General features: G+C 62.6%; 6 protein-coding genes. 2 read left to right on the top strand and 4 right to left on the bottom strand.

What is annotated here, in order from left to right; genetic code table 11:
- Positions 1 to 73: 73 nt before the first annotated feature.
- The 4 genes from lpdA to gshA all read right to left on the bottom strand — a co-directional run bounded on the left by lpdA (position 74) and on the right by gshA (position 8,553).
- Positions 74 to 1,849 carry a dihydrolipoyl dehydrogenase gene (gene lpdA, locus JOD78_RS15235; protein WP_134134784.1) on the bottom strand — a complete coding sequence of 592 codons (1,776 nt, stop codon included), beginning with the start codon at positions 1,847 to 1,849 and terminating at the stop codon, positions 74 to 76.
- A 30-nt stretch (positions 1,850 to 1,879) separates the two neighbouring features.
- Positions 1,880 to 3,511: a dihydrolipoyllysine-residue acetyltransferase gene (aceF, locus tag JOD78_RS15230; protein WP_209568731.1), complete on the bottom strand. Its 1,632-nt coding sequence runs from the start codon at positions 3,509 to 3,511 to the stop codon at positions 1,880 to 1,882.
- Between the two features lie 203 nt (positions 3,512 to 3,714).
- Complete coding sequence (aceE, locus tag JOD78_RS15225) at positions 3,715 to 6,411, bottom strand: pyruvate dehydrogenase (acetyl-transferring), homodimeric type (RefSeq protein WP_121038407.1); 2,697 nt, start codon at positions 6,409 to 6,411, stop codon at positions 3,715 to 3,717.
- 546 nt (positions 6,412 to 6,957) lie between these two features.
- A complete protein-coding gene (gene gshA, locus JOD78_RS15220; RefSeq protein WP_134134782.1) occupies positions 6,958 to 8,553 on the bottom strand; it encodes a glutamate--cysteine ligase in 1,596 nt (531 codons plus the stop codon).
- A gap of 569 nt (positions 8,554 to 9,122) precedes the next feature.
- Here gshA and folD point away from each other — a divergent pair.
- On the top strand, positions 9,123 to 9,968 hold the full coding sequence (folD, locus tag JOD78_RS15215; protein WP_034336775.1) for a bifunctional methylenetetrahydrofolate dehydrogenase/methenyltetrahydrofolate cyclohydrolase FolD: 846 nt from the start codon (positions 9,123 to 9,125) through the stop codon (positions 9,966 to 9,968).
- 69 nt (positions 9,969 to 10,037) lie between these two features.
- Positions 10,038 to 12,113: a M3 family metallopeptidase gene (locus JOD78_RS15210; RefSeq protein WP_121038401.1), complete on the top strand. Its 2,076-nt coding sequence runs from the start codon at positions 10,038 to 10,040 to the stop codon at positions 12,111 to 12,113.
- Positions 12,114 to 12,381: the final 268 nt, after the last annotated feature.

Here is a 12,381-nt window from a genome sequence, read left to right as displayed (position 1 = left end):
GCTTGAACCGTGAATGCACGAAAAAAATGGCGGACCCGAGGGTCCGCCATTTTGTTCATGCAAGACGCTGCGCTTACTTCTTGCGCTGCGGCGGCAAGTCCGTGCAATGCCCTTCTGCGACTTCAGCGGCCATGCCCAGCGATTCACCCAGGGTCGGGTGCGGGTGGATGGTCTTGCCGATATCGACGGCATCCGCGCCCATCTCGATGGCCAGCGCCACTTCGCCGATCATGTCGCCTGCGTGCGTACCGACGATGCCGCCACCGATGATGCGATGGGTCTCGGCATCAAAGAGCAGCTTGGTGAAACCTTCCGAACGGCCATTGGCCACGGCGCGGCCGGAAGCGGCCCACGGGAAGTGGCCCTTCTCTATCTTGATACCCTTGGCCTTGGCTTCGTCTTCGGTCACGCCGACCCATGCCACTTCCGGATCGGTATAAGCCACCGAGGGGATCACGCTGGCATCGAAGAAGCTCTTCTCGCCGGCAATCGCTTCAGCAGCCACGTGGCCTTCGTGCACCGCCTTGTGCGCCAGCATGGGCTGGCCCACCAGGTCGCCGATGGCGAAGATGTGCGGCACGTTGGTGCGCATCTGCTTGTCCACGGCGATGAAGCCGCGATCGGAGACGATCACGCCCGCCTTGTCGGCCGACAGCTTCTTGCCGTTCGGGCTGCGGCCCACGGCCACCAGCACCAGGTCGTACAGTTGCGGCTCGGGTGCAGTCGCACCGGCTTCAGCGGCTTCGAACGTGACCTTGATGCCTTCCGGCAGGGCTTCCACGGCCACGGTCTTGGTCTTGACCATGACGTTGTCGAAGCGCTTCTCGTTGAACTTCTGCCAGACCTTGACCATGTCGCGGTCCGCGCCTTGCATCAGGCCATCCATCATCTCGACCACGTCGATGCGTGCGCCCAGGGTGGAATAGACGGTGGCCATTTCCAGGCCGATGATGCCGCCGCCGATGACCAGCATGCGCTTGGGCACCTGGCGCAGTTCCAGCGCGCCGGTCGAATCGACGATGCGCGGATCCTGCGGTACGAACGGCAGGTTCACCACGGACGAACCGGCGGCGATGATGGCGTGCTTGAACTGCACCACCTTCTTGCTGCCGTCCCCGGCGGTGACTTCGATGTGGTTGGGGCCGGCGAACTGGCCGTCACCACGGACCACCTGCACCTTGCGCGCCTTGGCCATGCCGGCCAGGCCACCGGTCATGGTGCCGATGACCTTGTCCTTGTAGGCGCGCAGCTTGTCGATGTCGATCTCGGGCTTGCCGAAGCTCACGCCGTGCGAGGCCATGGCGGCGGTCTCGTCGATCACGGCCGCCACGTGCAGCAGGGCCTTGGAGGGGATGCAGCCGACATTGAGGCAGACGCCACCCAAGGTGGCATCGCGCTCGACGATGACGGTATTGAGACCCAGGTCGGCCGCGCGGAAGGCAGCCGAGTAACCGCCAGGACCACCACCGAGCACCATCACGTCGCACTGCACGTCGGCGCTGCCGCCGAAGCTGGCAGCGGCCGGTGCCGCCACCGGTGCGGCGGGTGCAGCAGCAGGCGCGGCAGCCGGAGCGGGTGCAGCGGCCGGTGCCGGTGCGGCAGCCGCTTCACCAGCGGCTTCCACCAGCAACAGCAGCGAGCCTTCGGCGACCTTGTCACCGACCTTGACCTTCACTTCCTTGACCACGCCGGCCTGGCTGGACGGGATTTCCATGCTGGCCTTGTCGGATTCGACGGTGATCAGCGACTGATCCACCTTGATGGTGTCGCCGACCTTGACCATCACCTCGATGACTTCGACTTCCTTGAAATCCCCGATATCGGGGACCTTGACTTCAGAGAGACTCATTGTCCTGACTCCGTAATGTTCGGTGGTGGCTTAGAGGAGCGACTTGCGCAGATCGCCCAGCACGTCGGCCAGATAAGCCGAGAAGCGCGCGCCCATGGCGCCGTCGATGACGCGGTGGTCATAGGACAGCGAGGTCGGCAGCATCAGGCGCGGCACGAACTGCTTGCCATCCCACACCGGCTTGGTGATCGACTTGGACAAGCCCAGGATGGCCACTTCCGGCGCATTGATGATGGGCGTGAAGGCGGTACCGCCAATGCCACCCAGCGAGGAGATGGTGAAGGTCGCGCCTTGCATGTCGGCGGGCTTCAACTTGCCGTCGCGGGCTTGTGCGGACAGTTCGCCCATTTCGGTAGCGATCTGGCCGATGCTCTTCTGGTCGGCGTTCTTGATGACCGGAACCACCAGGCCATTCGGGGTATCGGCGGCGAAGCCGATGTTGTAGTACTTCTTCAGGATCAGGTTCTCGCCCTTCTCGTCCAGGGACGCATTGAAGGCCGGGAATTTCTTCAGGGCCGAGACGCTGGCCTTGATGACGAAGGCCAGCATGGTCAGCTTGACCGGCGACTTGGCCTTGGCGAAGGCGTCGTTGGAGGTCTTGCGGAATTCTTCCAGCTCGGTCACGTCGGCTTCGTCGAACTGCGTCACGTGGGGAATCATGACCCAGTTGCGATGCAGGTTGGGGCCGCTGATCTTCTTGATGCGCGACAGCGGTTGCAGTTCGGTTTCACCGAACTTGCTGAAGTCCAGCGACGGCCACGGCAACAGGTTCATGCCCGAGCCGCTGCCATTGGTCGCCGGTGCGGCAGCGGCCACCGAGGTGGAACCGGCCATGACGCCCTTGACGAAGTTCTGCACGTCCAATTGCAGGATGCGGCCCTTGGGACCGGTAGCCGGCACGCGCGACAGATCCACGCCCAGTTCGCGGGCAAACTTGCGCACGGAAGGCGAAGCGTGGGCCTTGCCGCCGGTGCTGGTGGCCGAAGCGGTAGCGATGGCGGGCACGGCGGCAGCGGCTGGCGCGGCTGCAGGTGCAGCGGCGGCGGCAGGAGCAGCGGCAGCAGCCGGCGCGCCACCTGCAGCTTCGATGGTGGCGATGATGCTGCCCTTGGCGACCTTGTCACCCAGCTTGATCTTCAGTTCCTTGATGACGCCGGCGTGGCTGGAGGGAATCTCCATGCTGGCCTTGTCGGATTCCACGGTCAGCAGGGATTGCTCGGCCTTGACGGTGTCGCCGACCTTGACCATGACTTCGATGACTTCCACTTCCTTGAAGTCGCCGATGTCGGGGACTTCGATCTCGACAGTGCCACCGCCGGCGGCGGCAGGCGCCGCGGCCGGAGCCGGTGCAGGTGCGGAAGCCTGCGCGGCGGCCGGCGCAGCGGCGGCGGCTTGCGGTGCGGCCGCAGGGGCCGCTGCAGCGCCCTCGCCTTCGACGATCACCAGCAGCGAACCTTCGGCGACCTTGTCACCGACCTTGACCTTGATTTCCTTGACCACGCCGGCCTGGCTGGACGGGATTTCCATGCTGGCCTTGTCGGATTCAACCGTGATCAGCGACTGGTCGACCTTGATCGTGTCACCGACCTTGACCATCACCTCAATGACTTCGACTTCCTTGAAATCGCCGATGTCCGGGACTTTTACTTCGACTTGACTCATCTGATGCGCTCCGTTGTTCTGTTCCCTGGCCTTGAACCAGGAGAAGTATTCGCAGGTGGGAAGGTACTGGCTGTGCCGCACGACGCTGGCTTCTTGCGCCATCACATCATCGGGCGGCAGACCTTCCCCTTGGGTGGCAGTTCCAGACACGACACATCCCCGCGATCAGCAGGCTGAGGCGGGGATGGTCGGTCAGGCAGTCCTTACAGGGTCACCGGGTTCGGCTTGTTCGGATCGATGCCGTATTTGGCGATGGCTTGCGCCACCACTTCCGGCTTGATCTTGCCTTCATCGGCCAGCGACTTCAGGGCGGCCACGGTCACGAAGTAGCGGTTCACTTCGAAGAACTCACGCAGCTTGGCGCGGGTGTCCGAACGGCCGTAGCCGTCGGTGCCCAGCACCTTGTAGGAACGGCCCTTCGGCACGAAGGCACGGACCTGCTCGGCGTAGGTGCGCATGTAGTCGGTGGAGACCACGATCGGGCCTTCGCTGCCTTCCAGCGATTGCTCGAAGTAGCTCTTCTTCGGGGCCTCGGCCGGGTGCAGCATGTTCCAGCGCTCCACATCCTGGCCATCGCGGGCCAGCAGGGTGAAGGACGGTGCGGACCAGACGTCGGCGTCGACCTTCCAGTCATCGCGCAGCAGGTCGGCCGCAGCGATGACTTCGCGCAGGATGGTGCCCGAACCCAGCAGTTGCACGCGCAGCTTGTTTTCCTTGCCGCCTTCGTTCAACAGGTACAGGCCCTTGATGATGCCCTCTTCCTGGCCCGGCTTGATGCCAGGGTGGCCGTAGTTCTCGTTCATCACGGTGATGTAGTAGAACACGTCTTCCTGGTTGGCCACCATGCGGCGCAGGCCGTCATGGATGATCACGGCGACTTCGTGGGCGAAGGTCGGGTCGTAGGGGATGCAGTTCGGGATCGCCGAAGCGAACACGTGGCTGTGGCCGTCTTCGTGCTGCAGGCCTTCACCGTTCAGGGTGGTACGGCCGGCGGTGCCGCCGATCAGGAAGCCGCGCGCACGCATGTCACCGGCTGCCCATGCCAGGTCGCCGATACGCTGCAGACCGAACATGGAGTAGTAGGTGTAGAACGGAATCATCACGCGGTTGTTGGTCGAGTACGAGGTCGCCGCAGCGATCCACGAGCTCATGCCACCGGCTTCGTTGATGCCTTCCTGCAGGATCTGGCCGGCCTTGTCTTCGCGGTAGTACATCACCTGGTCCTTGTCGACCGGTTCGTACAGCTGGCCGACCTGGCTGAAGATGCCGATCTGGCGGAACAGGCCTTCCATACCGAAGGTACGGGACTCGTCGACCATGATGGGCACCACGCGCGGGCCCAGGTTGGGGTCGCGCAGCAGTGCGGTCAGCACGCGCGAATAGGCGGCGGTGGTGGAGATCTCACGGCCTTCGGCCGTGGGTTCCAGCATGGCCTGGAAGGCCGACAGTTCCGGCACCGGCAGCTTTTCGTCGGCGTGGACACGGCGCTGCGGCAGGTAGCCGCCCAGGGCCTTGCGGCGCTCGTGCAGGTACTGCATTTCCGGCGCGTCGTCAGCCGGCTTGAAGAACGGGATGTTGGGCAGTTCGGCGTCCGAGATCGGCAGCTGGAAGCGGTCGCGCATGGCGCGGATTGCTTCGTCGTCCAGTTTCTTGGTGTTGTGCGCGGTGTTGCGCGCTTCGCCGGCCTTGCCGAAACCATAGCCCTTGATGGACTTGGCCAGGATCACGGTCGGCTGGTCCTTGGATTCCTGGGCGACCTTGAAGGCCGCGTAGATCTTGTGCGGATCGTGGCCGCCACGGGTCAGGCGCCAGATGTCGTCATCCGACATCTTGGAGACCATTTCCAGCAGCTTGGGATGCTTGCCGAAGAAGTGCTTGCGCACGAAGGCGCCGTCCTTGGCCTTGTAGTTCTGGTACTCGCCGTCGACGGTTTCCATCATGACCTTCTGCAGGATGCCGTCCTTGTCCTTGGCCAGCAGCTCGTCCCAGCCGCTGCCCCAGATGACCTTGACCACGTTCCAGCCGGCGCCGCGGAAGTCGGACTCCAGTTCCTGGATGATCTTGCCATTGCCGCGCACCGGACCGTCCAGGCGCTGCAGGTTGCAGTTGACCACGATGACCAGATTGTTCAGCTTTTCACGGCCGGCCATGCCGATGGCACCCATCGATTCCGGTTCGTCCATTTCGCCGTCGCCACAGAAGGCCCAGACCTTGCGGTTGTCGGTCTTGGCGATGCCACGGGCGTGCAGGTACTTCAGGAAGCGTGCCTGGTAGATCGCCATCAAGGGGCCCAGGCCCATCGAGACGGTCGGGAACTGCCAGAATTCCGGCATCAGCTTGGGGTGCGGGTAAGACGACAGGCCATGGCCGTCGGCTTCGCGGCGGAAGTGGATCAGCTGGTCTTCGGTCAGGCGGCCTTCCAGGAAGGCGCGCGCGTAGATGCCGGGCGAGGAGTGGCCCTGGATGTACAGCAGGTCGCCGCCGTGCTCTTCGGTCGGGGCGTGCCAGAAGTGGTTGAAGCCGATGCCCAGCATGTTGGCCAGCGACGCGAAGGAAGACAGGTGGCCACCCAGGTCGCCATCCACGCGGTTGGCCTTGACCACCATGGCCATGGCGTTCCAGCGCATCCAGGAGCGCAGGCGCTCTTCATATTCCAGGTTGCCCGGGCAGTGCTCGCCCTGGTCGGCCGGAATGGTGTTGACGTAGGCCGTGTTGCTGGAGAAGGGGATGTGGGCACCACGGCGGCGCGCCAGATCGACCATGCGTTCCATCAGGTAGTGGGCGCGGTCCGGGCCTTCCTTTTCGATCACGGCTTCGAGGGCGTCAAGCCACTCCTGGGTTTCCATCACATCTGGATCGTTGGCGGCCTGCGCCAGAACTTGATCGATTTGGGCTGACATGTCATGTCTCCTGGTTGTTGAGAGATCCGTCCGGTCGGGTGGACCAGGCGGGTCGGTCGGTTCATTCGGTACGCAATGCCGCCGGCAGGTGTTGCAGGAAAAGCGCCATGTGTTGCCTGTGCTGCAATCCTTCCCGGCCCGTGGGGCAAGGCGTTGGAGGCGAAACAGGCTTAAATGTACGGTCTTCCAGCCGTGTGGACGACGAATTTTATCAGGGAATTTTTGATTTTCAAATTACGATAATCAATTTCATAATGCGAAAATATGCTGCAAAGCGGCATGAATAGGGGCTTCCAGGGCCTCGTATTTTTACTATATACCCCTGTGAGCGAGGGTTTCTTGCCCTGTTTGCAATGCCGCAAAGGCTGCCAGGAGAGCCTCAAACGGCATTTTTCGCACCATAAAAGTGAACGGAAAGAATTGCCAAGGCAGCAATGACCTGCCTTTCCGGCCGACAAGCAAAAACGCCTCGTCGAGGGACGAGGCGTTGCCATTTTGCATATCGTTCAGGGATTGCCCACCATAAATGAAGCGGAAGGTCCGGTATCAGATGGCGATATTGCCCAGGGTACTGGCCCGGTAGGCGGCCACGAAGGTATCGAAGTCGCCGACCTGGGTGCGCTCGATGTCGCGCTGGGCATCCAGCGAAGCCTGGGCGATGGCCACGAAGTCAGCCGTCCTGGAGGACGAGAGCGGACGGGCGATCAGTTCGGCGGCCTGGCGCTGGCTGTGGGCCAAGGTATAAGCCGGGAAGGAATTGCCGGCTTCGCGGATCTCGCGCAGTACGCGCGCCGAGGGGGTGCTGTCGGGATCGGCCAGCTTGGCGCGCTGCACGGCCAGACTGTCGCGGTGCTGGGTGCCGCCGAGATGACGGTCCAGCAGCTCGGCGACCGGTTCCATGCGGTCCAGCAGTTGCTGGCCCCAGTCGGTCAGCAGCAGGCTTTCACCCTTGAACTGCAGCTTCAAGCCGGGACGGCGGCCTTCCTTGACGGTGGCCAGGAAGTTGGCACGGTTTTCCACGCCCTCCTCGTCCGAGGTCAGGCAGCTCGATTCCAGCGCCAGGAAGTGCAGGAACACATCCAGGAAACGCGCCGCTTCCAGGCCGATGCCCAGCGGGTTGAAGGGATCGATGTCCATGCAGCGCACTTCCACATACTGCACGCCGCGCGCCGACAGCGCCTGCACCGGGCGCTCGCCGCTGTTGATGACGCGCTTGGGGCGGATCGACGAGTAGAACTCGTTTTCGATCTGCAGGATGTTGGTATTGATCTGCACCCATTCACCATCGCGCTTGGTGCCGATGGCTTCATACGGCGGATACGGCTCGCTGACCGCATGCGCCAGGCTGCGGATGTAGGCCGGCAGGTTGTTGTAGTGCGGGGTGATGTTGGCCTGGGCGTGGTTCTGGTAGCCCAGGTCGCTCATGCGCAGGCTGGTGCCGTAGGGCAGGAAGAGCGTGTCTTCGGACAACGTCTCCAGCTGATGCGGCCGGCCGCGCAGGAAATTGGTCGCCACCGCCGGTGAAGCACCGAACAGGTACATCAGCAGCCAGCTGTAGCGGCGGAAGTTGCGGATCAGGGCAATGTAGCGCTCCGACTGATAATCGCGGCGTGACAGGGAAGGATCGACGGTGTCATCGCCGTCCCGCAGGACTTCCCACAAGTCTTCACTTAAAGAGAAGTTGTAGTGAATACCGGCGATGCACTGCATGGTGCGGCCATAGCGCAGCGCCAGGCCACGGCGGTAGACGTGCTTCAACATGCCGATGTGCGAGCTGCCGTACCAGGCCAGCGGAATCTCGTCTTCCGGCGGCAGCACGCAGGGCATCGAGGCATTCCACAGGAATTCGCCGTCCAGCTTGGTGTAGGCAAAGCGGTGGATCTCGTCCAGGCGCTGCAGGGCATCGGCGATGTCGGGCATGGCCGGGGTGATGAATTCCAGCAGCGCTTCGGAATAATCGGTGGTGATCAGGTCATTGGTCAGGGCCGAACCCAGCGCCGGCGGATGGGGCGTGCGGGCCAGATGACCCTGGCCGTCCACGCGCAGCGTCTCCCGTTCCACGCCGCGCAGGCCCTGGCCCAGCAGCGCAAGATGGTGCGGCTGGGAAAGCTGTTGCAGGCGGCGGGCGAGGAGATCGGTCATGCGGTAGTCCTTGGTTCTTGTCGCTATGTAGAACCCATTTCATAAATAGGCGTGAGTGCGAGCGAGTCCCGTTTGGGATGAAGTGCAAGGCGCGAATTTGGGTCAAGACTGGACGTCTTGACCCAAATTCGTAACGCAGCAATTCGCCCAAACGGGCCGCTCCCTGCGGGTTCTGTCCAGAAAGGGCGCTGGCCGCGTTGCGCTCCTTGCGTGTGGCAACCGCCACACGACGCGTCGCGCGCCTTGCCAGCGCCCTTTCTGGACAGAACGCATCTCACGCCTATTTATGAAATGGGTTCTAGTAGCAGTTGGGGCTTCAGGATGCGGGAGCATAACCGAAATTGCAAATCCCCGTCGTGCGCCACCCCAAATGCCAATATGAAGGAAATTGATGCAAAAAATATTTGCAATCAAGCAATATGCCATCTCGCGCCGGCATTTCGTCCGGCCTGCCGCCTGGCTTTATAATCACGGGTTCCGGTGCTTTGCGCCTTGAGTTCGAGTGGTCCCGGCCTGACCGGGCGCCTTCTTCCCAGCCCTGCCCTTCACTTTCTAAAGCCTTATCTGCCATGTCTGCCCAACTGATCGACGGAAACCTGCTCTCCCAACAACTGCGCGCCGAAGTGGCCCAGCGCGCCGCCGCCCTCACCGCCCAAGGCAAGCAACCCGGCCTGGCCGTGATCCTGGTGGGCGACAGCCCCGCTTCCCAGGTCTACGTGCGCAACAAGGTCAAGGCCTGCCAGGACAACGGCCTGCACTCCGTGCTGGAAAAATATGAAGCCTCGATGACGGAAGCCGAGCTCCTGGCCCGCATCGACGCCCTCAACGCCGATCCCAAGATCAACGGCATCCTGGTGCAGCTGCCGCTGCCGGCCCATATCGACGCCCACAAGGTGATCGAAGCCATCGCCCCGGAAAAGGACGTGGACGGTTTCCACGTCAGCAACGCCGGCCTGCTCATGACCGGCCAGCCGCTGTTCCGCCCCTGCACTCCCTACGGCGTCATGAAGATGCTGGAATCGATCGACTATCCGGTGCGTGGCGCCAATGCGGTGGTGGTCGGTGCATCGAACATCGTCGGCAAGCCGCAGGCGATGTTGCTCTTGCAAGCCGGTGCCACCGTCACTATCTGTAACTCCAAGACCCGTGACCTCGGCCACCACACCCGCCAGGCCGACATCCTGGTGGTCGCCACCGGCAAGCGCAACATCGTCACCGCCGACATGGTCAAGCCTGGCGCAGTCGTCATCGACGTCGGCATGAACCGCGATGACAACGGCAAGCTGTGCGGCGACGTCGATTTCGCCAATACGAAGGAAGTCGCCGGCTGGATCACCCCGGTGCCGGGTGGCGTGGGTCCGATGACCATCACCATGTTGCTGGTCAACACCATTGAAGCCGCCGAACGCAGCTGATCGGCACGCCCTTAGCGCATTACCCTCCGGCAGCCTGGCTGCCGGATGTTTTCAGAGAAACGAGAGCCCATGACCACCACTGACATCGCCGCCAATCCCCTGCTCGATTTCTCGGGCTATGCCCAGTTCGATGCCATCCAGCCGGAGCACGTCACCCCGGCGCTGGACAAGCTGCTGGCCGACGCCAGCCGCCTGGTCACCGAACTGGAAGCACCGATGGCCGAAGTCACCTGGGACAATTTCGTCGAGCCGCTGGAGTCCGCCACCGAAAAGCTGGGCCGCGCCTGGAGCGTGGTCGGCCACCTCAATTCGGTGATGGACACCCCGGCCCTGCGCGCCACCTACAACGAGAACCAGCCGCGCCTGGTGGAATTCTGGACTGCGCTGGGCCAGAACCTGGCGCTGTTCGAGAAGTACAAGGCCCTGCAGGCCAGCCCGGCCTTCGCCTCGCTGTCGGCAGCGCGCCGCAAGGTGGTGGACAATGCCGTGCGCGACTTCCGCCTGTCGGGTGCCGAACTGGCCGACGACAAGAAGGAACGCTTCGCCGAGATCCAGGAAAAGCAGGCCATGCTGACCACCCGTTTCTCCGAAAACGTGCTGGATGCCACCAATGACTTCGCCCTCTTCGTCGAGGACGAGGCCGAATTGTCGGGGCTTCCGGCCGATGTGAAGCAAGCTGCACGGGCCGCCGCCGAGAAGGACGGCAAGCCCGGCTACAAGTTCACGCTGCACTTCCCCTCGTATTTCCCGGTGCTGCAATATGCAGATAATCGCGCGCTGCGCGAGAAGATCTACCGTGCCAACGCCACCAAGGCATCCGAACTGGGCGTCAAGCCGGAATGGGACAACAGCGGCAACATCGACCAGATCCTGCAACTGCGCAAGGAAGAAGCGCAATTGCTGGGCTACGCCAACTTTGCCGAAGTGTCGCTGGTGGCCAAGATGGCCAAGTCGCCCGGCGAAGTGATCGCCTTTCTGGAAGACCTGGGCCAGCGCGCCCGCCCCTTCGGCCAGAAGGACTACGAAGAACTGAAGACCTTCGCCCGTGAAAAGCTGGGCCTGGACGAACTGAAGGCCTGGGACAGCACCTATGCCTCCGAAAAACTGCGCGAGCAGCGCTACGCCTTCTCGGAACAGGAAGTGAAGCAATATTTCCCCGAGCCCAAGGTGGTCGGCGGCCTTTTCCAGGTGGCGCAGCAGCTCTTCGGCGTGCAGATCAAGCCCGATACCGCGCCGGTGTGGCACAAGGATGTGAAGTTTTACCGCATCGAGCGTGATGGCCAGCTGGTGGGCCAGTTCTACCTGGACCTGTATGCCCGCTCCGGCAAGCGCGGCGGCGCCTGGATGGATGACGCCCGCGCCCGCCGCCTGACTGCGCAGGGTGTGCAAACCCCGATCGCCTACCTGGTCTGCAATTTCACCGAACCCGCGGTAGTCGATGGCGTGACCAAGCCGGCCCTGTTCACGCACGATGAAGTGATCACCCTCTTCCACGAATTCGGCCATGGCCTGCATCACATGCTGACGCAGGTCGATGAAGTGGGCGTGTCCGGCATTTCCGGCGTGGAATGGGATGCGGTGGAACTGCCCTCGCAGTTCATGGAAAACTTCTGCTGGGAATGGGATGTGCTGCAGCAGCTGACTGCGCATGCCGAGACCGGCGAGCCGCTGCCGCGCGCGCTGTATGACAAGATGATCGCCGCCAAGAACTTCCAGTCCGGCCTGCAGATGCTGCGCCAAGTGGAGTTCTCGCTGTTCGACATGCTGATCCACCATGAATATGAGGTCGGTGGCCAGCAGACCGTGCAGCAGTTGCTCGACAGCGTGCGCGACCGTATCGCCGTCATCCGCCCGCCGGAGTTCAACCGCTTCCAGCATTCCTTCTCGCACATCTTCGCAGGCGGATATGCGGCGGGATACTACAGCTACAAGTGGGCTGAAGTGCTGTCGGCGGATGCGTACAGTGCGTTTGAGGAAGCCGCTGCCGGCAGCGGCAACGTGATCTCGCTGGAAACCGGTCGCCGCTTCCAGCAGGAAATCCTGGCTGTGGGTGGTTCACGTCCGGCCATTGAGTCCTTCAAGGCGTTCCGGGGGCGGGAGCCGAGCATTGATGCCTTGCTGCGGCATAGCGGCATGGCCGCCTGAGTTACCAGTTCTTCATATAGTAAAAGTAAATAAAGCCTCGGTGGAAACCGGGGCTTTGTTGTTTGTGGGACTCTCTCACCTGTATCGGCCCAGAGATGAGTGACGACGATTATCGAAAATGCGCGAGGCAGCTTTCCAGGGTCTGTTTACATTTTTTCCAGCGACGAAAGAAAGCGTCGCGCCAAGGCTTCCCGCCCCCCCCATTACATAGCGCAATCTCCGAACAAGCTCAATACGCTACCCGGGATACCCAATCGCACCAGCGTGG

Source organism: Herbaspirillum sp. 1130 (assembly GCF_017833835.1).
Lineage (GTDB): Bacteria > Pseudomonadota > Gammaproteobacteria > Burkholderiales > Burkholderiaceae_D > Herbaspirillum > Herbaspirillum huttiense.
The sequence above is the reverse complement of the archived record's forward strand: the minus strand, read 5'-3'. Positions and strand labels throughout refer to the sequence as shown.

What these genes read in the sequence shown, in the direction of transcription:
- lpdA (WP_134134784.1), bottom strand. Translation starts at nt 1,849, where the DNA reads ATGAGTCTCTCTGAAGTCAAGGTCCCCGATATCGGGGATTTCAAGGAA.
- aceF (WP_209568731.1), bottom strand. Translation starts at nt 3,511, where the DNA reads ATGAGTCAAGTCGAAGTAAAAGTCCCGGACATCGGCGATTTCAAGGAA.
- aceE (WP_121038407.1), bottom strand. Translation starts at nt 6,411, where the DNA reads ATGTCAGCCCAAATCGATCAAGTTCTGGCGCAGGCCGCCAACGATCCA.
- gshA (WP_134134782.1), bottom strand. Translation starts at nt 8,553, where the DNA reads ATGACCGATCTCCTCGCCCGCCGCCTGCAACAGCTTTCCCAGCCGCAC.
- folD (WP_034336775.1), top strand. Translation starts at nt 9,123, where the DNA reads ATGTCTGCCCAACTGATCGACGGAAACCTGCTCTCCCAACAACTGCGC.
- JOD78_RS15210 (WP_121038401.1), top strand. Translation starts at nt 10,038, where the DNA reads ATGACCACCACTGACATCGCCGCCAATCCCCTGCTCGATTTCTCGGGC.